This window comes from Salipiger sp. PrR003, assembly GCF_010500785.1.
GTDB lineage: Bacteria > Pseudomonadota > Alphaproteobacteria > Rhodobacterales > Rhodobacteraceae > Salipiger > Salipiger pacificus_A.
Genome location: NZ_JAAGOV010000109.1, coordinates 102,358 through 126,547 on the forward strand (window position 1 = coordinate 102,358; position 24,190 = coordinate 126,547).

Here is a 24,190-nt window from a genome sequence, read left to right on the forward strand (position 1 = left end):
GGCGCGCGGCGACAGGACTTCACAAAAGCGGACCCGCGCCGGTCCGCCACAATGCAAGGAGGGTCGCCGCGTGAGGGTGTTTACCGCGTCTCTGGCCACCGAAACGAATACCTTTTCGCCGCTGCCGACCGATCGCGCGGCCTTCGAGGCGGCCTTCTACGCCGGGCCGGGGGAGCACCCCGAGACCCCGACGCTCTGCTCTTCGCCGGTGCCGATCCTGCGTCGGCGCGGCCGCGACGAAGGCTTCACGGTGATTGAGGGAAGTTCGACCTGGGCGGAACCTGCGGGACTCATCAAGCGGGAAACCTTCGAGGAACTGCGCGACGAGATCCTCGACCAACTGCGCGCGGCCATGCCGGTGGACGGCGTGGTGTTCGGACTGCATGGCGCGATGGTGGCGCAGGGCTATGACGACTGCGAGGGCGATTTCCTCGAGCGTGTCCGCGCCATCGTCGGCCCCGAGGTGCTGGTGGCTGCCGAGTTTGACCCGCACAGCCATCTCACGCGGAGGCGCGTGGCGCAGCTCGACCTGGCGGCGACCTTCCTCGAGTTCCCCCATACCGATTTTCAGGAGCGCGGTACGCATGTGGTGGACCTTGCCCTGCGGGCCCTGCGCGGAGAAGTGCGCCCGGTGATCTCGACCTTCGACTGCAAGATGATCGGCCTCTATCCGACAAGCCAGGAACCCATGCGCGGCTTCGTCGACCGGATGAAGCTGCTGGAGGGGCAGGGCAAGATCCTGTCGTGCTCGATCATCCACGGATTCATGGCGGGCGACGTGCCCGAGATGGGCACGAAGATCATGGTGGTCACAGACAATGCGCCGGAAGAGGGCGCGGCGCTGGCCCGAAAACTGGGAGAGGAACTCTACGCATTGCGCGGCAAGACCGCGATGCCGATCCTGGACTACGAGGAGGGTATCGATCTCGCGCTCGCGGTGCGCGAAGCCGATCCATCGATGCCCGTCACCATCGCCGACACCTGGGACAATCCGGGCGGCGGCTGCGCGGGGGATGGCACCTACGTGCTGCTCTCGCTGATGGCGCGCGCCGTCGACAGGGTCGCCGTGGGGGCGATCTGGGATCCTGTGGCGGTGGGCTTTTGCCATGCGGCGGGCCTCGGCGCGACGCTGCGCCTGCGCTTCGGCGGCAAGGCTGGGGCGGAAGCTGGCCCGCCCATCGATGCCGAGATCGAGGTCCTCCACCTCGCGCAGGAGGGTCACCAGAGCTTCCGTGCCAGCCGCGTGACGCTGGGCCGCTCGGCCACCGTCCGCATCCGCGGCACCGAAATCGACATCGTTCTGATCTCCAGCCGGACGCAGACCTACGAGCCGACGCTCTTTTCCAACCAAGGGGTGGATTTCACAGGAAAGGAAATCCTGCTGGTCAAATCCACCAACCATTTCCATGCGGGGTTCGATCCGGTGTCCTCGCGGATCATTCACGTGGACAGCCCGTCATCCTATCCGACGAAACCGGCGCTGACCGCCTATCAGAAGGCGGGCAGCGATTTCTGGCCCAAGGTGGCGGATCCACTGGGGCTCGATGCCGTAACTGCCCAAGACGAGGAAGCCTGAGATGTTGCTGAGCGGAAAACGTGTTGTTCTGACTGGGGCGGGGGGCGGCATCGGCACCGCCATGAGGGCCGCGCTGAAGGAGGCGGGCGCGCATGTGGTCGCCTGCGACCGCACCGGAAGCGGCCTGCAGGCCGATGAGGTGGTTGAGTTCGACATCACCGACACGGACGAGACCGTGGCGGCGGCGGCGAAGATCGCGCAATCGCCGGTGGATGTTCTGATCTCCAACGCTGGGGGCACCCGCGTCGATCTGTTGGACCACACCGACACGGCGGTGATCCAGCACGATCTGCACCTCAACTTCACCGGCGCGGCGGTGTTCAGCCGCGCGCTGCTGCCGGCGTTGCGAGGGCGGCCCGAGGGGGCGGCGGCGGTCTTCGTGGCCTCGGTCAACGGGATCAGCCACTTCGGCAGCCCGGCCTATTCCGCGGCCAAGGCCGGGATCATCGCCTGGGCCAAGGCGCTTGCGACCGAGGAGGGCAAGCATGGACTGCGCGCCAACGTCGTGGCGCCGGGGTCGGTGCACACGCCCGCCTGGGACGAGCGCAAGGCCCGCCAGCCTGATATCTTCGCGAAGGTCACCGCGCTCTACCCGCTGGGCCGGCTGGTCAGCCCCGAGGAGGTGGCCAAGGCCGCGATTTTCCTCGCCTCGCCGATGGCGAGCGGCATCACCGGCGCGGTCCTGCCGGTTGATGCCGGGCTGACTGCGGGCAACCTGCCGTTCATCGACATCATCACCGCCTGATCGACGGCGCGCCCGCGAACGCAGAAACACTCTTCTGCGCCGCATTCCGCTGGGGCAGAAGCGTGCCTGGGGCTTTGCCCCCCTGCGCGGCTGTGGCATTCTGGGCCTCTCCGTCTTCCTCCCGCAGCGGGACACCTCATGGTCCGAGACTATTCAGCTTTCCTTCCCGGCAAGGGCGATGCCCCGCAGCCGGCCCGCCCTGCGCTCTCGGCGCTCGAGGCGCTTGGCTGGAGGAATTTCTTCGCCCAGCAGATCGACGCCGAGGCACTGATCGAGACGCCGCCCGTCCGAGTGCTCTCGGTGCATCGCGGCGGGCTTCACGTGGCCGGAGACGGAATCGACACGCTGATCCCGGCGGGACCCGACTCGACGGTGGGCGACTGGCTGCTGCTCGACCGCGCGCTGCCGAAGTCGAGCCGGGTGCTGGAACGCGCCTCGCTGATCAAGCGGCGCGCCGCCGGACACGACCGGCAGGTCCAGCTCATCGCCGCAAATATCGACACGCTGTTCATCGTCACCTCCTGCAACCAGGATTTCAACGTCGCGCGGCTCGAGCGTTACCTCGCGCTGGCCTTCGATGCAGAGATCGAGCCGGTGATCGTGCTGACCAAGACCGACCTCGTGGACGACCCGGCGCCCTACGTGGAGGAGGCACGAGGCCTGTCGGACCGGGTGCAGGTGGTGGCGCTCGACGCCCGCGGTGGCGCGCCTGCTCAAGCGCTGGCCGATTGGTGCAAGCCTGGGCGGACGGTGGGCTTTGTCGGCTCCTCGGGCGTTGGCAAGTCGACGCTGACCAATGCGCTCTCGGGCGCGCAGCACGTGGCCACGCAGGGCATCCGCGAGGACGACGCCAAGGGGCGCCACACCACCACCCACCGTGAGCTGCACCCGGTGCCGGGCGGCTGCCTGCTGCTCGACACGCCGGGGATGCGCGAGCTGCAACTGACCGATGTCGCCGCGGGGATCGCCGAGGTTTTCGAGGATATCGAGGAACTGGCGGCGGGCTGCCGGTTCCGCAACTGCGGGCATGAGACCGAGCCGGGCTGCGCGGTGCGCGCGGCGATCGACGACGGCGTGCTCGACGCGCCGCGTCTTGCCCGCTGGCGCAAGCTGAAGGCTGAAGACGAGTTCAACTCGGCCAGCCTGCAGCAGCGGCGCGTGAAGGACCGGGCCTTTGGCAAGATGGTCCGCGGGGTGATCAAGGACAAGTCGCGCCAAAAACGCTGAGCGCCGGGCGTTGGGGCGCGATGTCCCTGCGGAGGCGCTGCCCTGGGGTAGCCCCTATTCGTCGCCGACGAAGAACGACGGGCGGATGACACGCAGGGTGATCGCCCCGACCCCGGTCAGAACCATGGCCAGTACAAAAAGCCAGCCGAGGAAGGGAATGAGCCCGATGATGCCCGCGGCCAGCGCGCCGAGACCCGCCGAGAGGGCACGTGCGCCGATGCTGAGCGGCTCGCTTCGGCCAAAGGCGAGGAAGAGCCCCACGCCGAAGGCATAGGCAGCGACCAGGTAGCCCGCGAAGCCCCCCACAAGGGCCAGCAGGATCATCGCCGGGGTGAGCAGCAGGCCGATGAGCGTCAGGGCGAAGAGCACGCCCGCGCCGATCACCGCCGATTGGGTCAGGAAACCGAGCCAGAGCGTGTGGAAAGGCCGGTCGAGGATCTGCCGCCGCATCTCGGCGAGCCGCTCGGGCACCAGCACGGCGATCAATGCTCCGAGCGCGGCGATCCCCACCACGCCCAGCAGGAAACCGATGATCGCCCGCCGCCAGCTCGGCGCCGTCGGCCCCTCCCAGGCCTCGATCTCGCGGCGCTCGATGCGGGCGTCCGGTGCCACCCGGTCGGGCACGTCGAGATCGCCCGGGGTCTCCTCGTAGACGATCAGCCGCCCGCGAATGCGCGCCGCATCCCCCCAGATCACCTGCTCGGCGGCAAGGCTCACATCACCGGCGACCTCCGCGTCGAAGCCGACCTTCTCGCCGGCCACCATGGCATAGCCGGCGACCGGGCCGGTGAGCTGCAGGTCCGACCCGGCAATGCGCAGGTCGCCCCCGATCGAGGACACCGAAAGTGCCCGCCCGAAAAGGGTCGCGTCGCCACCGACGGGGCCTTGCTGCGTGACCTCGTCGCCCGCCGCGTAGAGATCGCCGCCAACAGCGCCTTCGACCCGGACCTCGCGTCCTGCAAGATGCGCGGAGCCGGTGATGTCGCCGGTCACGGTAACGATCTCTCCGGCCAGGAAAAGGTCGTCCGACCCCGCGCCATCGACCTCTACCGAGCGCCCGGCGCGGAAGACATCTGCGCCGATCGCGAAATGCGCCATCTCGCCCTCGGCCAGGGCGGGCAGGGCCAGCAGGCAGGCGGCCAGGCACAGAAGTACTTTCTGCATGGGTCCCTCTCTTCGCACCGAATGGAGCTACCCTAGGGTCAATCTGGCGGCGGCGTCTTGCTTTAGATCAACCCGGCGGTCGGAAGTCATGCGGCGGGGCGACTTTGACGCCTCGCGCTCACGCATTAGGTTGACTGGAAATCATGGTCCGGCCCTTGCGGCGGGCACGCGTGCGCCGCGCTTTTCTGGCGCGCCCCTCTCGCCATCTCGGGAGCCACCGGGTTTCTTGGCCGGACCGATGCCAAAAAGGGAGCAAGGGCTTATGCAGCACTCGCAGCGACGCACACTCCAGACTGAGCACGATAAGGACGGGCCCCATGCGCCTTCGCAGTTTGGCCCGGTCCTCGGCGAGCTCGACGTCCATCTCATCGCGGAGGGTCGTCACGGGCGGCTCTGGGACGCGCTCGGCGCCCATGTGATCACGCATGAGGATGTCCGGGGCACGCAGTTTGCCGTCTGGGCGCCGAATGCGCAGCGGGTCTCGGTCGTCGGCCCGTTCAACGACTGGCAGGGCGGGGCGGACGCCCTGCAGCAGCGCGGCGCGGGCCTTTGGGAGCTGTTCCTGCCGGGGCTGGGCGAGGGCACGCTCTACAAGTACGAGATCGTCGACGCCGCCGGAAACACCCTGCCGCTCAAGGCCGACCCAATGGGATTCGGCAGTCAGCACCGGCCCGAGAACGCCAGCGTGGTGCGCGACATCACCGGCTACGGCTGGCACGACGCCGACTGGATGGCGGCGCGCGCGGCCCGCAATGCGCCGGACGCGCCAGTGTCGATCTACGAGGTCCACCTTGGCTCATGGAAGCGGGATCACACGCAGAACGGCCGTCCGATTTCCTACAGGGAGGCGGCAACGCAGCTGGTCGACTACGTGGCGGACATGGGCTTTACACATATCGAGCTGCTGCCCATTGCCGAGTATCCCTTCGACGGCTCGTGGGGGTATCAGCCAACGGGCCTCTTTGCACCCACCGTGCGCCACGGCCCGCCACATGAGTTCCGCGACCTGGTGGATGCCGCGCACCGCAAGGGGCTCGGGGTGCTGCTTGATTGGGTGCCGGCGCATTTTCCATCGGATGCGCATGGGCTCGGGCAGTTCGACGGCACCGCGCTTTATGAGTACGCCGATCCGCGCGAGGGGTTTCACCGCGACTGGAACACGTTGATCTACGATTTCGGCAAGCCGCAGGTGGTCAATTTCCTTGCCGCCAACGCCCGCTACTGGCTCGAGGAGTACCACGCCGACGGTCTGCGCGTGGATGCGGTGGCCTCGATGCTCTACCGCGACTACTCGCGCAATGACGGCGCATGGGTGGCGAACAAGGACGGCGGGCGCGAGAACTACGAGGCGATCGACCTGCTGCGCCGGATGAACGCCGAAACCCAAGAGGCGATGCCCGGCATCATGACCGTCGCCGAGGAGAGCACCGCCTTTCCCGGCGTCTCGCGCCCCGTCGAGCAGGGCGGGCTTGGCTTTGGCTTCAAGTGGAACATGGGTTGGATGCACGACACGCTCAGCTATGTCGCGATGGACCCGATTTACCGCCAGCATCACCATCACCAGATGACCTTCGGTCTCACCTATGCCTTTTCCGAGAACTTCATCCTCGCGATCAGCCACGACGAGGTGGTGCATGGCAAGGGCTCGCTCTTGGGCAAGATGCCGGGCAGCGACTGGGAGAAATTCGCCAACCTGCGGGCCTATTACGGGTTCATGTGGGGTCACCCGGGCAAGAAGCTGCTGTTCATGGGGCAGGAGTTCGCCCAGCCCACCGAATGGGACTTCGAGGGCGAGCTGCCGTGGGACCTGCTCAAGCAGCCGGACCACATGGGCATGCGCTCTCTGGTTCGCGATCTCAACCGGCTCTACCGCGAGCTGCCTGCGCTTCACCGGCGCGACTGCGAAGCGCAGGGTTTCGAGTGGATCCTCGCCGATGCCGCGGCCGAGAATGTTTTCGCCTGGGTCCGCAAGGGGGCCGAAGGTGATGATCCCGTGGTCATCGTGTGCAATTTCTCCCCCGTGACCCGCGGTGACTTCGAACTGGGCTTGCCCCACGCGGGCGTCTGGCGCGAAATTCTGAATACCGACGCCGAGATTTACGGCGGCTCGGGCGCCGGAAACATGGGGCAGGTCGAAGCGGGCGCGCCGGGCGCGCAGGGCCGGCCTGCCGCGACGCGCATGACCCTGCCGCCCCTGTCGACCATCATGCTCACCCCGGCGCGCTGAGCGCGGGCCGCACGCAAGGGCCGAGGCGCCCGCAGATCACACAGGAGACCCGGACGTGTACGACCGCATCGAAAGCCTGTCCCACGACGCAGACGCAACTCTCGAGCTTTCGCGATGGTGCGAGCGCATTCTGACCACCGCAGAAGACCGGTTCTCGGCCGGGCGCACGATCGCGCGCAGGCTCGGCGCGCAGGTCGAAGGTGACCGGGTCGTCTTTGGCTTCTGGGCGCCAGAGTTGCAGGACTGGAGCGTCTCGGACGGCGACATCTTCGTCGAGATTTTGCGCCCCGAGGGAGCGCTCGACCTCACGCTGTCGCATAGCGAGACAAGCTTCGACCGGATGCTACTGCCGGTCGAGAGGTGTGAGGCCTTCGTGTTTTCCATTGCCACGGGGGTCAGGGCGGGCAACCGCGCCGAGACCGGCGACTTTTACGCGCTGGTCTGGCGAGATGCCGAAGGCAAGATGACCCGCATCCTCGACCCGCTTGCCATGTCGGTGCCCTTTGGCGCGCTGGCCCCCGCCGAGGTTTACGACGTCGCCTCGATGCAGAAGGACCGCCCCGACAAGGGGTATTTCGAGGCGCTGAAGCGTGACGGCCCGCATAAGTTCGGCGCTCCGACTTCGATCCTGCAGCTGCATATCCCCACCGCCACCGCAGGCGGCACCATCGCCAGCCTCACCCGGCAAATCCACCGCATCGGGGAACGGGTTGCCAACGGTCTGCCGCTGGAGCCGGCGGACGAGCTTTTCATCGGCTATGACGCGGTGCAACCGCTGCCGCTCGAGCCGACCACCGTCTACGAGGCGGGACCGGATTTCTGGACCGAGAGCCTGAGCGAGGAGGGGCGCATCGAGGCCACGCTGATGCGGCCCAACACCACCAACTGGGGCTATGACATCGTCATCGCCGGCATGGCGACGGTAAATCCGGTGCTGCTGGAAAGCGCCCGGCCCGACGAGTTGGTCGATTTCGCCGCCGCGCTGCACAATTTCCCCGGTACACCCAAGAAGCTGATCCTCGACGTGGTTTTCGGTCATTCCGACAACCAGGGGCTCAATGCGCTGTCGAGCCACTACTTTGCCGGGCCCAACATGTACGGGCAGAACCTCGACTACCTGAACCCCTACGTGCGGGCGATCCTGCTCGAGTTGCAGCGTCGCAAGGTGAACTTCGGCGCCGACGGTGTGCGGGTCGACGGCGCCCAGGACTTCAAGTGGTGGGACTGGGCGGCGCAGACCCTGCGCCACGACGATGACTACCTACGCGAGATGTCCGGCCTTGTGCAGGAGGTGGCGGGCACCGAGTACCTGCCCTGGTTCGTCTTCGAGGATGGCCGCCCCTGGCCCGACGAAGACTGGGAGCTGAGCTCGACCTACCGCGCCGTGATCGAGGAGCAGACCCACGACCCCGACGTGTTCCAGTGGGGGCCGCTGACTTTTGCCCACAACACGCCGTTCATCTACACTTTCTGGTTGTCGAAGTACTGGCGGATCAAGGAGATCCTCGCGCACGGGGCGAATTGGATCTCGGGGACGGCGAACCACGACACGTTGCGCCGGGGCACTCAGGTGAACCCCAAGCTGAACATCAACACCCGGCTCGGCGACACCAAGATGGAGATTCTCGACAAGGCCTATGACAACCCGGCGGTGTCGATCCTCACCTATGCGGTCTTCCCGGGCGTGCCGATGGATTTTCTCAACGCCACGGCGCGGGCAAGCTGGGGCTTCATCCGGAACCAGGACGACAAATACGGGGTCAAGGTGGTGGCTGAAGAGGCGATCAGCCTCAAGTGGCAGGTCGACACCTACAGCTACTCGATCCCCGGCAATTTCCGTCGGCTCAAGGAGATGGGGTTCGAGACCCGCGAGGACCTGGCGCGCTTCTTCGAGTTCCTGCCGGCGCTGGTCGAGGTCACCGACTACGACCTCAACACCATTGCCGCCCTGCTGAGCGCGGTCGAGCCGCCGCTGGCCGGGCCGGAGCGCTACACCGTCGGCGCGCTCAAGCGGATCGCCTGCGCCTGGATGGATGACATGCACGAGTATTGCAATGTCTCGCACTACCTGTCGTGGCTCGATCCGACCCAGACCGGCTTCATGCGGCGGCTGCGCGATTTCCGGCAGCAGAACCCCTGGCTGCGCGGCAACTTCGGCCCCGACGACAGCTTCCGTTATCTCGAGCCGATCGAGGGCCGCACGGTTTTTGCCGCCCTGCGCCACGGGCCCGATGGGCGGCGGGTGTTTTCCGTTTGCCACATGGAGGGTCGCGAGACCGAGGAGATCGACCCGCTCGAGCTGCTGCCCGAGGGGGCGCGCGGCGGCGACTGGCGGCTGATCCTGCGCAGCCCGGGCATCGGCGAGGACTACCTTGGCGGGCCAATCACCCTGCGCGATTCCATGGGGCTGGTCTTCGAGGCGGGGTGAGCGCGCTCGGTTCATGGGAAAAGGGGCCGCAACGGGGTGCGGCCCCTTTCGTGCGTATGCGTGGACGCAGTGTTTACCGGGCGGACAAGGCTCGGATGATGCCCCGCTTTTCCACTTCGGGTCGGCTCGAATGCACGACCGCCAAAGCGTCCCCGATGTGCTGGCCGGACATGCGGGACAGCTCTTCATCGGTGAGATATCTGCCCACGAGATCGAGTTGCGTCCGCGAGTAGGTGCGCGGTGCGGACCCGCTGGTGGCGATATAGGCGACCCGTGACGCCTTCTGCGCGTTGGTCTCGCGGCTTGTCGACATGCTGAAAGCGGTCAGGATCTCGGATTCGCTCAGCAGCGACAGCACGGAGTCGGGCACATATTGCGACAGCTGGTCGACAAGGCTCTGTTGCGCCGTGGCCGGGGATGTCGTGGCCAGGGCGAGAGAGAGGGAGGAAATGGCGAGAAAGAACTTCATGGCTATTCCTATCAGGATTCAGAAATCGTCTCTGACAAGGAATTCACGCGACAAGGTCCGGAAATTGCGGGCCCTGGGACAATTGAAAACGAGGCGGGAGAGGCGAAAGAGCCGCCGGAGGTGCTCCGGCTTTTTCACTTGGGAGGTGGGGAAAACCGAAGGTGTCCCAGAGCTTCACCTTACCATAATTCCGCTGTGGATAACATGAGTCTTCGGTGGGCTTCACGAAAATGAGATCGCGTCCCTTCTCCGGGCACCGCTGTAGAGCGCATTTTTACAGGGCGGGAGCCAAGCGGGTCAGACGCCCAGCCAGCGCCGCCCCGCCATGCGCCCGACCAGCCCGCAGAGAACGATGGCCATCCCGTACCACAACAGGAAGAACGCCGCGCTGTCTTCGTCGCAATGCACGGCGTAGACCGCCGCCGCCGCGCCACCCGAGAACAGCCCTGCCAGCAGGCCGCTGCGCGCCGGGCGGGGCTCGACCCGGTGCCGCAGGCCACGGAAGAGCGCAAGGGCAATGGGCAGGGCGAGCGCCGGGATCGACAGCAGGCAGGCCCAGAGCGTCTGGCCCAGAATGTCGCCGCCGCCGAGCACCGAGAGCCCCCAGCCGGCGGCGCTGACCCCTGCCAGCAGCCAGAGTGGCCAGAGCGGCGCCTGCGCCTCGGGATCGCTCCGGCGCAGCAGCGGCCAGGCCGCCAGTGCCACGAGGATCGGCAGGCTCTGCTTGACCAGCAGCGGTGCCATCATCAGCATGCCGGGCCAGCCCGGGCGCATGCCCCAGAACACCAGCAACAGCACCAGCGACACCGCAAGGCCGAAGGCAACGCGCCACAACAGGTGCGGGCGCTTGGCGGGCACGTCATCGGCGGCGAGCGCAGCGATCAGCTCATCGGTGTCCATTCTTCCTCCTTCCTGGCAGCATCGGCCAGACGTCTCAGTGCCCGGTGCAGGGCGACGCGCAGGGCGCCCGGGCTGAGATCGAAATCCTTCGAAAGCGTCTCGGGGTCGGCGCCGCCGATCGCATGTTCCCGCACCAGCGCGGCATCCCGTGGCGAGAGCCGCGACAGCGCCTGCTCGAGGTGAAGCCCCGCCAGCGGGTCGACCGCCGGAGCACCGAGCCCCGGGTGGTCCTCGACCGGGTCGTGCGGCGCGCTCGGGGTCTTGCGCAGGGCGTCGATTGCCTTGTGTTTCACGATCACCCGCACCCAAGGCAGCAGCGGCCGGTCCCGGTCCCAACTGCCCCGCTTGAGATGGATCGACAGCAGCGCCTCCTGCACCACGTCCTCGGCCAGATGCCCGTGCTGCGCGGGCAGGTCATGCGTGGCCATGGCACGCAAGCGTGGTACCAAGCGCTGCAGGCAACCGGCATAGGCCCGCCGGTCGCCGTCCAGCGCCTTGCGCATCAGCGCCTCTATCTCGTCATCGCGTCCGGTCATCTGGGGTCGCCCATGGGGTCGGCTCAAGTCCACCTCTAGGGGAGGTACCTGCGCATACGGGCGCGCGGGACCTCCCGTTACAACAGCGCGCGAATATTTCATCTCTATCACACAAGCGCGAGCCGCGTAACAAAGACACCCCCCGGTCCGAATACCCCGGTGCAGACGCGATGATCTGCCTGTCACACTGGAGAGACGGACATGACCCTTCATAGCAAACACCTCGCCCTCGCCGGAGCCGTTGCCGCCGGTCTTGCGCAATTCGCCGGGGCCGCCCAAGCCCAGGAGCAGGAGAAATGCTTCGGCGTCGCCATGGCGGGCCAGAATGGCTGCGCCGCTGGCCCTGGCACCACCTGCGCCGGTACCGCCTCGGTCGATTACCAGGGCAACTCCTGGACGCTGGTGCCCGCCGGCACCTGCGCCGAGATCGAGCTTCCGGCCATGGCCGACGGCACCCCGCGCATGGGCTCGCTCGAGCCGCTGATGCGCGATCTGCCCAAGGGCTGAGGCTCGCGGCTGACCCCGCGCGCGGCGGCCTGCCGGTTGCCGCGCGCGCCCCATCCCGCCCAAGCCCAGGGAGGCATCCCATGCAGAGCAGCACGCTCCCGAACACCGCCGGAGTCGGCTTCAAGTCGGCACATTTTGCCGAGCTCACCAACCCCGGCGCCGTCAGCTGGCTGGAAGTCCACGCCGAGACCTACATGGTCGAGGGGGGGCCGCGTCTGGCCATGCTCGACGATCTGCGCGCGCGGTTTCCCGTCTCCGTGCATGGGGTCGGCTTGTCGATCGGTGGCGAGGGACCGCTCGATCCTGCGCATCTGGCGCGCCTGAGGCGGCTCATCGACCATGTGCGCCCGGCGCAATTCTCCGAGCACCTCGCCTGGTCCACCCACGAGGGCACATATTTCAGCGACCTGCTGCCGCTGCCCTACACGGCGGCCACGCTCGAGCGCGTCGCCGCCCATGTCGACGAGGTGCAGCAGCGGCTTGGCCTGCGCATGCTCTTGGAGAACCCGTCGAGCTATCTGGTCTTTGAGGAGAGCACGCTCTCGGAGACCGCTTTCCTTGCCGAGATCGCCCGCCGCACCGGCTGCGGGCTGCTGCTCGACATCAACAACGTCTTCATCTCTGCCAGCAATCTCGGCACCTCGGCGCAGGGCTACCTTGCCGAGTACCCGGTCGAGCTGGTCGGGGAAATCCACCTTGCGGGCTACGCCGAAGAAGACGACGGGCAGGGCGGCCCGCTGCTCATCGACACCCATGGCGCGCCGGTGGCCGACCCGGTCTGGGCGCTCTACGCCGAGGTCATCGCCCGCACAGGTCCGCGCCCGACCATGATCGAGTGGGACAACGATGTGCCCGATTTCCGCACCCTCGAAGCCGAGGCCGCGCGCGCCGCACGGGTTATGGCGCGGCGGAGGGCGGCATGAGCGGGCAGGGCGTGTTCGCGGGGGCGCTGCTCGCCCCAGAGGCGCCGCGACCCATGGAGCTGCGCGATCCGACGGGCTCTGCCGCCACGCGCCGCTTCGACGTCTACCGCAACAACGTCGCTGTCGCCCTGACCGAGGCGCTGGCCGCCGCCTTCCCGGTGGTGCAGCGGCTGGTGGGAGAAACCTATTTCGCTGCCATGGCCCGAGATTTCGCGCGTGAGCACCCGCCGCGCAGCCCGGTCATGGCGCTTTACGGTGCCGAGTTGCCGGACTGGATCCAGCGCTTTCCGCCGCTCACCGCGCTGCCCTACCTGCCAGAAGTTGCCCGGATCGAGCAGGCCCGGCGCGAAGCCAGCCTGTCTGCCGATGCCGTCCCCCTGGATCCCCGCGTTCTGGCCGGGCTCGCGCCGGACGCGCTGGCCGCAAGCGCCCCACGCCCGCATCCCGCCGCACGGATTCTGCGGACGCGCCACCCGGCGCTCGCCATCTGGGGGCGCAACGCGGAGCGTCCGGATCTGGCGCAGAGCCCGCCGGGCGAGGTTCTGGTCACCCGTCCGAGGCTCGCGGTGCAGACCTGCGCCGCCCCGGCCGGCTCCGCGGCGACGCTGGAGGCGCTGGCCCGACGCGTGCCTCTCGGTGCCGCTCTGCCAGCGGGGGCAGACCATTCCGCGATCTTTGCCTGCCTCTTCAACGCGGGCGCCCTCATCTCCGAAGGAGACCCCCAGCCATGACCGAACTTGCCCCTCCCGCCGCCGGGCTCCCGTCCCTGCTCGCGCAGTTCGACCGTGCCGTGGGCACTGTGACGCGGAGCGCGCCCGCCGTGCTCGGCCTCACCGGCCGCGCCGTCTTCGCCGCCACGCTCGCCGGCTTCTTCTGGTCCTCGGCACTGACCAAGATTGACGGGTTCGGCCTGTCGCTGAATGCCTATGCGCAGATCTATCCCCGCGCCATGGAGGCTGCTGGCTACGATGCCAGCCAGCTTGGATTTTTCGCACATCTGGTGGTCGCTGCGGGCACCGCCGCCGAATTCATATTGCCGCTCTTGCTGATCCTCGGGCTCTTCACCCGGCTCGCGGCGCTTGGCATGATCGGCGTCCTGCTGGTTGTAAGCCTGACCGACATCTTCGGCCATGGGGTCGACGCCACGGCCATCGGTGCGCTCTTCGACCGCCAGCCGGATGCGCCGATCCTCGACCAGCGGCTGCTCTGGGGGTTCTTGATGCTGGTGCTGGTGTTCACCGGTGGCGGGGCGGTCTCGCTCGACCGCTGGCTGCGCCGCCGTCTGCCGCGCAGCTGAGCCGCATCAGCCCTGTACCGCGGTCCAACGCGCCTCAAGCCGCTCCAGCGCCGCGATGCGCTCCGAGGTCTTGGGGTGCGACAGCAGCCAGGCAGGCATTCCGCGCCCGCCGCCACCGCTCAGCGCCTCGAGCTTGGCAAAGAGCGATTTCTGCGGCGCGACGCCGATCCCCGCCTTGTGCAGCAGCGCCGCGGCATAGGCATCGGCCTCGTACTCGTCGCCGCGCGACAGCCGCGCCGCCAGCAGCGAGGTCAGCGCGTTGGCGATCAGCGGCCCCAGCCCCGGCACCAGCCGCGCCAGCACCATGACCAACACGGTGCGGATCGCGTTCTGGCCGGAGAAGTCGATCATCCGCCGCCGCGAGTGCCCCAGCGCCACATGCCCCAGTTCATGGGCGATCACCGAGGAGAGTTCCTCGGCGCTGACTTCACCGGATTTGTAGCGGTCGTAGAAGCCGCGGGTGATGAAGATGCGCCCATCCGGCGCGGCCAGCCCGTTGACCGGCGCGATCTCGTAGATGTTCACCCGGATGCGCGGCAGGTCCAATGCGGCCGCCATGCGGTCGGTCAGCGCCTTGAGCCTGGGATCGGCCAGCTCGGTCGAGCGCGAGTCCAGCTCGCGCGCGGTACGCCACGCCGAGAAGCGGTAGGCGACGAGGGCATAGGCGATGGCAAGTAGGATCGGGGTGAGCTTGAGCATGGGCGGAATATGGGGCCGCGCGCTGAGCCTGCCAAGGCCCCGCGCGCCACCGGGGCACCGCTGCGGCAAAAGAACTGCCCCGGCCTTCTTCTCTTTTCAAACACGCAAAGAAGAACGCCCGCCCCAGAGGGGACGGGCGTCACATTCAGATCGAGGTCGGGATCACACTTCGGCCGGGCCTTCGCCCGCGTTCCCCTCGGCGCCGTCTACGCTTTCTTCGTCGTCCTGATCGGCGATCCAGGCGACCGAGACCACGGTCTCGCCTTCGCGGGTGTTGAACACTTTCACCCCGCCGGCGCTGCGCGAGCGGAAGGAGATGCCCTCGACCGGCACACGGATCGACTGGCCCGTGGAGGTGGCCAGCATGATCTGATCACCCATCTCGACCGGGAAGGACGCCACGATCTCGCCGCCGCGCATGGATTTCTCCCAGGCGGTGACCCCCATGCCGCCGCGTCCGCGGATCGGGTAGTCGTGGCTCGACGAGAGCTTGCCGAGGCCGCGCGCCGTCACCGTCAGGATCAGGTTCTCGACCGCCGACATCTCGGCGTAGCGCTCGGCCGGCAGCAGGCTGTCGGCGTTGCCCTCTTCCTCGTCCGAGGCTTCGGCGTCATCGGCGATCCCGGCCATGGCCCGGCGCATCTTGAGGTAGGAGGCGCGCTCGTCCGAATCCGCCTCGAAGTGGCGGATCACCGACATCGACACGACCTCGTCGCCGTTGCTCAACTTGATGCCGCGCACGCCGGTGGAGTTGCGCGAGTTGAACACCCGCACGTCCGGCACCGGGAAGCGGATGGCGCGGCCAGAGTCGGTGACCAGCATCACATCGTCGTCTTCAGAGCAGATGCGGGCGTTGATCAGGCGGGTGTTCTCGTCCTCGCCCTCGAACTTCATCGCGATCTTGCCGTTGCGCATGACGTTGGTGAAATCCGACAGCCGGTTGCGGCGCACCGATCCCTTGGAGGTGGCGAAGACGATCTGCAGATCGTCCCAGTCGCTCTCGTCCCGGTCCACGGGCATGATCGCTGCCACCGACACGCCCGCCGGGATCGGCAGGATGTTGACGATGGCCTTGCCCTTGGAGGTGCGGCCGCCCTGCGGCAGGCGCCAGCACTTGAGCTTGTAGGCCATGCCGTCGGTGGTGAAGAATAGCAGCTGCGTGTGAGTGTTGGCCACGAAAAGCTGGGTGACCACATCGTCCTCTTTCAGGCCGCCGCCGGACAGCCCCTTGCCGCCGCGCTTCTGGGCGCGGAAATCGGCGAGCGGGGTGCGTTTGATCCAGCCGGATTGGGTGACCGTGACCACCATGTCCTCGCGCTCGATCAGATCCTCGTCGTCCATGTCGCCGGCCCAGTCGACGATCTCGGTGCGGCGCGGCACGGCGAACTGGTCCCGCACAGCGATCATCTCGTTCGAGATGATCTCGAGGATGCGCTCGCGCGAGCCCAGGATTTCGAGGTATTCCTTGATCTTGCCCGCGAGCTCTTCGAGCTCGTCGGTGACTTCCTTCACGCCGAGCTGGGTCAGGCGCTGCAGGCGCAGCTCGAGGATGGCGCGGGCCTGCGTTTCCGACAGGTTGTAGGTCCCGTCGTCATTCATCTTGTGGGTCGGATCGTCGATCAGCCGAATAAAGGGCGCGATCTCCTCTGCCGGCCAGCGCCGGGTCATCAGCTTCTCGCGCGCCTCGGAAGCATCGGCCGAGCTGCGGATCGTCGCCACCACCTCATCGACATTGGCCACCGCCACGGCAAGGCCGCAGAGCACGTGGCTGCGCTCGCGCGCCTTGTTGAGCAGGAAGGCGGTGCGACGCGCGATCACGTCCTCGCGGAAGTCGAGGAAGGCGGTCAGGAAGGTGCGCAGGGTCAGCTGCTCGGGCTTGCCGCCGTTGAGCGCCAGCATGTTGCAACCGAAGCTGACCTGCATCGGCGTGAAGCGGTAGAGCTGGTTCAGCACCACCTCGGCGGTGGCATCGCGCTTGAGCTCGATCACCACGCGCACGCCCGAGCGGTCGCTCTCGTCCTGTACGTGGGCAATGCCCTCGATCTTCTTCTCGCGCACGCATTCGGCGATGCGCTCGATCATCGTCGCCTTGTTCACCTGGTAGGGAATCTCGTCGATTACGATGGCGAAGCGGTCGCGGCGCAGCTCCTCGATCCGGGTCTTGGCGCGGATGATGACCGAGCCGCGGCCCTCGAGATAAGCCTTGCGTGCCCCGGAGCGGCCAAGGATCACGCCGCCCGTCGGGAAGTCGGGGGCGGGGATGTAGTCGATCAGCTGCTCGGACGAGAGGTCGGGGTTCTCGATCAGCGCCAGCGTCGCGTCGATCACCTCGCCGAGGTTGTGCGGCGGGATGCGGGTCGCCATGCCGACGGCGATGCCCTCGGCGCCGTTGACCAGCACGTTGGGATAGCGCGCCGGCAGCACGACGGGCTCGTTGCGCTCGTTGGCGTAGTTGGGCACGAAATCGACCGTGCCCTTCTCGATGTCCTCGAGCAGCGCCTCGGCGGTGCGGTCGAGACGCGCCTCGGTGTAACGGTAGGCGGCGGGCGGATCGCCGTCCATCGAGCCGAAGTTGCCCTGACCGTCGATCAGCGGCAGCGACATAGAAAAGTCCTGCGCCATGCGCACCAGCGCGTCATAGACCGCCGAGTCGCCATGCGGGTGATAGCGGCCCATGACGTCACCGACGGCGGTGGCGCACTTGCGGTAGTTCTTGGACTTGGTCTGTCCGTTCTCCCACAGCGTGTAGAGAATGCGTCGATGCACAGGTTTTAGGCCGTCGCGCAGATCGGGAATCGCGCGGCTGACGATGACGCTCATGGCGTAGTCGAGGTAGCTCGACTTCATCTCGTCGATGATCGAGATCACCGGGCCACCATGACCGCTCCGCTCGGGGCGCGGAGTTTCTTCTTCGTTTTCGGGGGTTTCCGGCGTGTCGGTCACGTTGCTCGCCTGTCCGTGCTGTCTCTATATGTAGTTGGGACTACCTATATCAGAGGCTAGGTGTGGGGCGCAATGCCGGCGGGTTGCTTATTCTGGCAGCCAACTCGCCACCTGGCTAACATGCTGTTTTATTTGAAAACTAACCGCGCATTGGGCACGCTTGTTACACGGATGTCATGCGAGGTAAAGCGATGGACGAGACTCCCACAGAACTCATGCTCAAGGGCTACGGGCTGACCACGGCGGAACTCTTTTACCGGATGCCCGACTACCAGAACGTGCTGAACACCTTCGTCTGGCAGGAGTACGACCTGGCGCCCGACCATCCGCGGCTGTTTCGGTTCATCGAGTTCTGGCAGGAGGAGATCGAAGGCCCGCTGCACTCGGTGCGCTTCACCCATAGAAAGATGATCTCGGCGGGGGAATGGCGGCAGGTGGTGGGGGAGTTCCGCTACCACTGACGCCTCGCGGACGGTGCCGCCGGTGCGTGCGCATTTGCAAAGGGAAGAAGCCAAAGGGCCTCGAGAGGCCGCCGTCTTTTCGGCAGAAACATTCTAGGGCGAGGCAGGGGGGCGGCGCCCCCCTGCGGCGGATCAGGGAATGATCCGCGTGTATTTCACGCCTTCCAGAGTAGCGCCCATGTGCAGGCCCGACTTGCCGAAGATCACCGCGATGATCGGCGCGAGCGAAGTGGTGGTCTCGGCCGCCAGCGTCTCGCCGCCCTCGGGGATGGCGTATTCGATGTTGGCGCCCGCGGCCCAGCCCGGCGAGCGGCGGAAGTTGGAGAGCGCGTCTTGGGTCATGAAGAACAGCACATGCGCGTATTGCTGCGCGCCGATCTGCAGTCCGCCCGAGCCCTTGACCACCGAATAGTAGTCCACCGTGGCGTTGTTCACCTTCAGCGCCCCGCGTCCATAGGCGCCGCCGAGGCCGAGTCCGGCCTCCGTGATCAGCGGCATGACCAACATGCCGGCGGATTTCGCCGCGAGATCGCGGGTGCCCGGATATTGCGCGTACATCTGGTTCACAGTGGCGTTCACCCGCGCGTCGATGGTCTGTGCGCCGCTGCCACCCACGCCGTTGCCACAGGCGGCCAGCGCGCCGGTCGCGCCAAGCGCGCCGAGAGTCAGGAGGAGTCCCCGTCGATTAAAGGTCATTCTGCTCAATCCTCGTTGATGTCCGGTCGTTTGGACCGGCCCAAGCCTCTTGTCCGGCTGTCCCGCCGGTTGTCCCTTCCTAGTATAGGCAGCCCGGCCCGGCCTGTCACTAGATCATGCGGGCCGTCGCAAAGGCGCCCGCTAGCCGTTGAGGAGCCGCGCTGCGGCCGGGGCGAAATAGGTCAGCACCCCGTCGCAACCGGCGCGCTTGAAGGCGGTGAGGCTTTCGAGCATGACCTTGTCGCGATCGAGCCAGCCGTTCTCGAAAGCCCCCGCCAGCATCGCGTATTCCCCGGACACCTGGTAGGCGAAGGTGGGCGCGCCGAACATCTCCTTGGCGCGGCGGCAGATATCGAGATAGGGCATGCCGGGCTTGACCATGATCATGTCGGCGCCTTCTTGCAGGTCGCGTTCGATCAGCCGCATTGCCTCGTCGGAATTGCCGGGCTGCATCTGGTAGGTCTGCTTGTCGCCGCCCATCGCGCCCTTGAGCGCGCCCGCCGCGCCCACCGCATCGCGGAACGGGCCATAGAAGCCCGAGGCGTATTTTGCCGCGTAGCTCAGCAACAGCACGTTGTGGAAGCCCTCGGCCTCCAGCGCCGTGCGGATCGCGCCGATACGCCCGTCCATCATGTCCGACGGGCCGATGATGTCCGCCCCGGCGCGGGCCTGGCTCAGCGCCTGCTTGACCAGAGCGTCAACCGTGCGGTCGTTGACGATCTGGCCGTTCTCGATGAAGCCGTCATGGCCGGTGATGTTGTAGGGATCGAGCGCGACGTCGGTCATCACCGCGATCTCGGGCACCGCCTCTTTGATGGCGCGGGTGGCGCGGTTGCTGAGGTTCTCGGGGTTCCAGGCCTCGGCACAATCCTCGGTCTTCAGCGAAGCGTCGGTATAGGGGAAGAGGCAGATCGCCGGGATGCCGAGCGCATGCGCCTCGCGCGCCGCCTCGACCACCTTGTCCACCGACAGCCGGTTCACCCCGGGCATCGAGGCGATGGGCTCGACGATCCCCTCGCCGTCGCGCACGAAGACCGGCCAGATGAAATCGCCCGGCGTCAGCAGCGTCTGCTGGGTCAGCGCCCGGATCGCGGGGGAGCTGCGCAGTCGGCGCAGGCGTGTGGCAGGAAAGGCGGAAATCACGGGTTTCATCGGGCGTGTCCTTCGTATCCCTTGTCAAGGTTACCCTTGGGTGGCATGGAAAGACGCCTGTCACAAGGGCTCCCGCCGGGGTGCCTGCCTTGCGCTCGGTGCGGGGCCGGATGGACCAAGCGCCGGGACGGGCGGCAAGTGAGAGGGGCCCAGCCGCCCCGAAGGAAAGAGTGGGGACGCCGTGGACTGGACCGGGCTCGTTTTCGAAACCATCGACATGCGGTCGTTTTCCAACCTCTGGTTTTGGATCGCGCTTGCGGTGTTCTGGTCGAGCAACAGCCACTGGGTGCTCGGCGTGCCCTTCGACATGGTCGGCCGCGCCCGCAGGCAGGGCGGACAGGCGGCGCAGGACCTCGAGGACATGGTGCGCATCCAGGTGAACCGGCGCCTCTTCATCGCCGAGCAGGCGGGGCTCTGGCTGGTCGCCATCGTCTCGGCGCTCTTGGCGATGCTGGCGAGCCTTGGCTTCTGGTACGACATCGAACTGGCGCAGGCGCTCTTTTTGCTGGGCTTTCCCATGGCGCTCGTCGGTGGCCTGAGCATCGCCGCCGCCGCGCGCATCCGGGGCCAGAATTTGACCGGCGAGGCGCTGTGCCACAAGCTGGCGGTGCTGCGCTTCTGGGTGCAGGTGATCGGCATGATCGCGATCTTCGTCACCGCAATGTGGGGCATGTACCAGAACCTCGCGCACGGCGTTCTCGGTTGACGAAGGCCCGGCGGCGGGTCATTTGAGCGGTATGTCCCAGTCGCTTACCAGATCGGCCCGTATCACCAAGGGCGGCGCACCCGAGGGGTTCGACGCCAGGCTCCTTCTTGCCGAGGTCGAACAGACCGGCGGGCCGGTGCTGCACATTGCCCGCGACGACAAGCGCCTCGCGGCGCTGCGCGAGGCGTTGGCGTTTTTCGATCCCGGCATGCCGGTGGTCACCTTTCCGGGCTGGGACTGCCTGCCCTACGACCGGGTCTCGCCCAATCCCGACATCTCTGCCACGCGCATGTCGACCCTTGCCGGGCTGGTGCACGGCATGCCGGAGCGCTTCGTGCTGCTCACCACGCTTTCGGCCGCCATGCAGCGCATCCCCGCGCGCGAGGTGCTGCGCGAGGCGGCCTTTGCCGCGCGGGTCGGCGACCGGGTGGACGAGGCCGCGTTGCGCAATTTCCTCGTGCGCATGGGCTTTTCCAACGCGCCCACGGTGCACGAGCCGGGCGATTACGCGGTTCGCGGCGGCATCATCGACATCTTCCCGCCGGGCGAGGGAGGGCCGGTGCGGCTCGATCTCTTCGGCGACGTGCTGGACGGCGCACGGCGTTTTGATCCGGTCAGCCAGCGCACCACGGAAAAGCTCGACGTGGTCGAGCTGGCGCCAGTCTCGGAGGTCATCCTCGATGACGCGGCGATCACACGCTTCCGGCAGAACTACCGCATCGAATTCGGCACCGCCGGCTCGGATGATCCTCTCTACGAGGCGGTGAGCGCGGGGCGCAAGACGCAGGGGATGGAGCACTGGCTGCCGTTCTTCCATGAAAAGCTCGAGACGCTTTTCGACTACCTGCCCGGTGCGCCGGTGCTGATGGACGACCAGATCACCCCGGCGCGGCTTGCCCGCTGGGAGAGCATCGAGGACCAGTCCCAGACCCGCCGCCACGCGATGACCCAGAAGGGCAGGCTCGACTCGGTCTACAAGCCGGTTCCGCCTCAGCTTCTGTACCTCGACGAGGCGCATTGGGACGCCGCCGTCGCGGACCGCCGGGTGGTGCAATTCTCGCCGCTGCCACAGGCCAGCGGGCCGGGAGTGGTGGACGCGGGCGGGCGCATCGGGCGCAGCTTCGCCCCCGAGCGCCAGCAGGAGAGCATCAGCCTCTTTGCCGCGCTCGCCGACCATGTGAAGAAGCAGATGGCCGAGGGGCCGGTGCTCATCGCCTCGTGGTCCGAGGGCGCGCGCGAGCGCCTGACCGGTCTCATCGAGGACGAGGGGCTGGCCGAGGCGATCCCGGTGATCGACGGCACGCGCATCGGCAAGCGGGGGTTGCACCTGGCGGTCTGGGGGTTGGAGCAGGGCTTTGTCGCGCCATGGGGCGATCCCAAAAGCGGCCTGAAGCTCACCGTGATCTCCGAGCAGGACGTGCTGGGCGATCGGCTGATCCGCGCGCCCAAGAAGCGCCGCAAGGCCGAGAACTTCCTCACCGAGGCCCAGTCGCTCTCGCCGGGCGATCTGGTGGTGCACGTCGATTTCGGCATCGGCCGTTACCAGGGGCTCGAGGTCATCACTGCCGCCGGCGCCGCCCACGAGTGCCTGCTGCTGGAATACGCCGAAAGCGCACGGCTCTACCTGCCGGTCGAGAATATCGAGCTCTTGTCGCGCTATGGTCATGACGAGGGGCTGCTCGACAAGCTCGGCGGGGGCGCGTGGCAGGCCAAGAAGGCGCGCCTCAAGGAGCGTATCCGCGAGATGGCGGACAAGCTCATTCGGGTGGCGGCGGAGCGCGCCCTGCGCAAGGCGCCGATCATCGACCCGCCGCCCGGCGCCTGGGAGAGTTTCTGCGCGCGTTTTCCCTATACCGAGACCGACGACCAGATGGGCGCCATCGAGGACGTGCTCGGCGACATGACCAGCGGCCAACCGATGGACCGGCTGATCTGCGGCGACGTCGGCTTCGGCAAGACCGAGGTCGCGATGCGCGCCGCCTTTGTCGCCGCCATGTCCGGCGTGCAGGTGGCGGTGATCGCCCCCACCACGCTGCTCGCCCGCCAGCATTACAAGAGCTTTGCCGAGCGCTTCCGCGGCTTCCCGATCAACGTCGCGCCGCTGTCGCGCTTTGTCTCTGCCGGGGACGCCGCCAAGACCCGTGACGGTATCTCGAAGGGCTCGGTCGACATTGCCGTCGGCACTCACGCGCTATTGGCCAAGGGCATCCGGTTCAACAACCTTGGCCTCTTGATCATCGACGAGGAACAGCACTTCGGCGTCTCGCACAAAGAGCGGCTGAAGCAATTGCGCTCGGACATCCACGTGCTGACACTGACCGCGACACCGATCCCGAGGACGCTGCAGTTGTCGCTGTCGGGTGTGCGCGACCTGTCGATCATTGGCACGCCCCCGGTGGATCGCCTGTCGATCCGCACCTATGTCTCGGAATTCGACGCGATCACCGTGCGCGAGGCGCTGCTGCGCGAGCACTATCGCGGCGGGCAGAGTTTCTACGTCGTGCCACGCCTTTCGGACCTTCCCGAAATAGAGCAGTTCCTGCGCGAACAGGTGCCCGAGGTCTCGTTCGTGGTGGCGCATGGCCAGATGGCAGCGGGGGAACTCGACGACCGGATGAATGCGTTCTACGACGGCAAGTACGATGTGTTGCTGGCAACGACCATCGTCGAGTCCGGCCTCGACATCCCCACCGCCAACACCATGATCGTGCACCGCGCCGACATGTTCGGCCTTGCCCAACTCTACCAGATCCGCGGCCGGGTCGGGCGCTCGAAGACCCGCGCCTATGCCTACCTGACGACCAAGCCGCGCACCAAGCTCACCGACACTGCAGAGAAGCGGCTGCGGGTGCTCGGCTCACTCGACACTTTGGGGGCGGGCTTCACGCTGGCCTCTCAGGATCTCGACATTCGCGGCGCCGGAAACCTGCTCGGCGAGGAGCAGTCCGGCCAGATGCGCGACGTGGGCTACGAGCTTTACCAATCGATGCTCGAGGAGGCGATCGCCAAGATCAAGTCGGGCGAGCTCGAAGGGCTCACTGACGACGATGGCCAATGGGCGCCGCAGATCAACCTCGGCGTTCCGGTGCTGATCCCCGAAGACTACGTGCCCGATCTCGACGTCCGTCTCGGGCTCTACCGGCGTCTGTCGGAGCTGACCACCAAGGTCGAGCTCGAGGGCTTTGCGGCGGAGCTCATCGACCGTTTCGGCAAGTTGCCGAAGGAGGTCAACACGCTGATGCTCGTGGTGCGGATCAAGGCGATGTGCAAGCACGCCGGGATTTCCAAGCTCGACGGCGGGCCCAAGGGCGCGACGGTGCAATTCCACAATGACAAATTCGCCAAGCCCGAGGGGCTGGTGGAGTTCATCCAGGCGCAGAACGGGCTGGCAAAGATCAAGGACAACAAGATTGTCGTGCGCCGCGACTGGAAGAGCGACGCCGACAAGATCAAGGGCGCCTTCGCCATCGCCCGCGACCTCGCCGAGAAGGCCGGGGCGATCAAGGTCCGCAAGGACAAGGGCTGACACCGGTC

At 67.0% G+C, this 24,190-nt stretch carries 20 protein-coding genes; 12 read left to right on the forward strand and 8 right to left on the reverse strand.

Annotated features, from left to right (window positions below):
* Positions 1-70 precede the first annotated feature (70 nt).
* The 3 genes from G0D83_RS32930 (at position 71) to rsgA (ending at position 3,548) form a co-directional block, all read left to right on the forward strand.
* Positions 71-1,576 (forward strand): M81 family metallopeptidase, encoded by a 1,506-nt coding sequence (locus G0D83_RS32930; protein ID WP_164198301.1) that lies wholly within the window; start codon positions 71-73, stop codon positions 1,574-1,576.
* A gap of 1 nt (position 1,577) precedes the next feature.
* Positions 1,578-2,321 (forward strand): SDR family oxidoreductase, encoded by a 744-nt coding sequence (locus G0D83_RS30075; RefSeq protein ID WP_164198304.1) that lies wholly within the window; start codon positions 1,578-1,580, stop codon positions 2,319-2,321.
* A gap of 138 nt (positions 2,322-2,459) precedes the next feature.
* A complete protein-coding gene (gene rsgA / locus G0D83_RS30080; protein WP_164198306.1) occupies positions 2,460-3,548 on the forward strand; it encodes a ribosome small subunit-dependent GTPase A in 1,089 nt (362 codons plus the stop codon).
* Between the two features lie 54 nt (positions 3,549-3,602).
* Here the strand turns inward: rsgA and G0D83_RS30085 are convergent, their stop codons facing one another.
* Positions 3,603-4,712 (reverse strand): hypothetical protein, encoded by a 1,110-nt coding sequence (locus tag G0D83_RS30085; protein ID WP_164198309.1) that lies wholly within the window; start codon positions 4,710-4,712, stop codon positions 3,603-3,605.
* An 88-nt stretch (positions 4,713-4,800) separates the two neighbouring features.
* On the opposite strand from G0D83_RS30085, the gene glgB reads away from it, so the two are divergent.
* Both glgB and gghA read left to right on the forward strand, forming a co-directional pair.
* Positions 4,801-6,939: a 1,4-alpha-glucan branching protein GlgB gene (gene glgB, locus G0D83_RS30090; RefSeq protein ID WP_164198312.1), complete on the forward strand. Its 2,139-nt coding sequence runs from the start codon at positions 4,801-4,803 to the stop codon at positions 6,937-6,939.
* A gap of 55 nt (positions 6,940-6,994) precedes the next feature.
* Positions 6,995-9,367 (forward strand): glucosylglycerol hydrolase, encoded by a 2,373-nt coding sequence (gene gghA, locus G0D83_RS30095; RefSeq protein WP_370457354.1) that lies wholly within the window; start codon positions 6,995-6,997, stop codon positions 9,365-9,367.
* A gap of 73 nt (positions 9,368-9,440) precedes the next feature.
* Here gghA and G0D83_RS30100 read toward each other — a convergent pair whose 3' ends face one another.
* The 3 genes from G0D83_RS30100 to G0D83_RS30110 form a co-directional block, all read right to left on the reverse strand.
* The gene (locus G0D83_RS30100; RefSeq protein WP_164198314.1) at positions 9,441-9,836 is read right to left on the reverse strand and encodes a hypothetical protein; all 396 of its coding nucleotides are present in this window, start codon (positions 9,834-9,836) and stop codon (positions 9,441-9,443) included.
* Positions 9,837-10,133: 297 nt separating this feature from the next.
* Positions 10,134-10,736, reverse strand: coding sequence for an NrsF family protein (locus G0D83_RS30105; protein ID WP_164198317.1), 603 nt, complete (start codon positions 10,734-10,736; stop codon positions 10,134-10,136).
* Positions 10,718-11,272, reverse strand: coding sequence for a sigma factor (locus tag G0D83_RS30110; protein ID WP_164198319.1), 555 nt, complete (start codon positions 11,270-11,272; stop codon positions 10,718-10,720). The genes G0D83_RS30105 and G0D83_RS30110 overlap by 19 nt, the downstream gene beginning before the upstream one ends.
* Before the next feature lie 201 nt (positions 11,273-11,473).
* Here G0D83_RS30110 and G0D83_RS30115 point away from each other — a divergent pair, with 201 nt between their 5' ends.
* From G0D83_RS30115 to G0D83_RS30130, 4 genes are all read left to right on the forward strand, one after another.
* Positions 11,474-11,779, forward strand: coding sequence for a DUF2282 domain-containing protein (locus tag G0D83_RS30115; protein ID WP_108969430.1), 306 nt, complete (start codon positions 11,474-11,476; stop codon positions 11,777-11,779).
* 80 nt (positions 11,780-11,859) lie between these two features.
* Complete coding sequence (locus tag G0D83_RS30120) at positions 11,860-12,702, forward strand: DUF692 family multinuclear iron-containing protein (protein WP_164198321.1); 843 nt, start codon at positions 11,860-11,862, stop codon at positions 12,700-12,702.
* Positions 12,699-13,433, forward strand: a complete 735-nt coding sequence (locus tag G0D83_RS30125; protein WP_164198323.1) for a DUF2063 domain-containing protein — start codon at positions 12,699-12,701, stop codon at positions 13,431-13,433. Before G0D83_RS30120 ends, G0D83_RS30125 begins: the two co-directional genes overlap by 4 nt.
* The gene (locus tag G0D83_RS30130; protein WP_164198325.1) at positions 13,430-13,999 is read left to right on the forward strand and encodes a DoxX family membrane protein; all 570 of its coding nucleotides are present in this window, start codon (positions 13,430-13,432) and stop codon (positions 13,997-13,999) included. Before G0D83_RS30125 ends, G0D83_RS30130 begins: the two co-directional genes overlap by 4 nt.
* Positions 14,000-14,005: 6 nt before the next feature.
* Here G0D83_RS30130 and G0D83_RS30135 read toward each other — a convergent pair whose 3' ends face one another.
* Both G0D83_RS30135 and gyrA read right to left on the reverse strand, forming a co-directional pair.
* Positions 14,006-14,698: a M48 family metalloprotease gene (locus tag G0D83_RS30135; protein ID WP_164198327.1), complete on the reverse strand. Its 693-nt coding sequence runs from the start codon at positions 14,696-14,698 to the stop codon at positions 14,006-14,008.
* Positions 14,699-14,860: 162 nt separating this feature from the next.
* Entirely contained in the window at positions 14,861-17,641 is a 2,781-nt protein-coding gene (gyrA, locus tag G0D83_RS30140) for a DNA gyrase subunit A (protein WP_164198329.1), read from the reverse strand.
* A 191-nt stretch (positions 17,642-17,832) separates the two neighbouring features.
* On the opposite strand from gyrA, the gene G0D83_RS30145 reads away from it, so the two are divergent.
* Positions 17,833-18,102 carry an usg protein gene (locus G0D83_RS30145; RefSeq protein WP_164198331.1) on the forward strand — a complete coding sequence of 90 codons (270 nt, stop codon included), beginning with the start codon at positions 17,833-17,835 and terminating at the stop codon, positions 18,100-18,102.
* Between the two features lie 132 nt (positions 18,103-18,234).
* Here the strand turns inward: G0D83_RS30145 and G0D83_RS30150 are convergent, their stop codons facing one another.
* Positions 18,235-18,798 carry a YSC84-related protein gene (locus G0D83_RS30150; RefSeq protein ID WP_108969418.1) on the reverse strand — a complete coding sequence of 188 codons (564 nt, stop codon included), beginning with the start codon at positions 18,796-18,798 and terminating at the stop codon, positions 18,235-18,237.
* Positions 18,799-18,939: 141 nt separating this feature from the next.
* Positions 18,940-19,950 (reverse strand): porphobilinogen synthase, encoded by a 1,011-nt coding sequence (hemB, locus tag G0D83_RS30155; RefSeq protein ID WP_108969417.1) that lies wholly within the window; start codon positions 19,948-19,950, stop codon positions 18,940-18,942.
* A 181-nt stretch (positions 19,951-20,131) separates the two neighbouring features.
* On the opposite strand from hemB, the gene G0D83_RS30160 reads away from it, so the two are divergent.
* Both G0D83_RS30160 and mfd read left to right on the forward strand, forming a co-directional pair.
* Positions 20,132-20,656: a component of SufBCD complex gene (locus G0D83_RS30160; protein WP_370457355.1), complete on the forward strand. Its 525-nt coding sequence runs from the start codon at positions 20,132-20,134 to the stop codon at positions 20,654-20,656.
* A 31-nt stretch (positions 20,657-20,687) separates the two neighbouring features.
* Positions 20,688-24,182 carry a transcription-repair coupling factor gene (mfd, locus tag G0D83_RS30165; protein WP_164198333.1) on the forward strand — a complete coding sequence of 1,165 codons (3,495 nt, stop codon included), beginning with the start codon at positions 20,688-20,690 and terminating at the stop codon, positions 24,180-24,182.
* Positions 24,183-24,190: the final 8 nt, after the last annotated feature.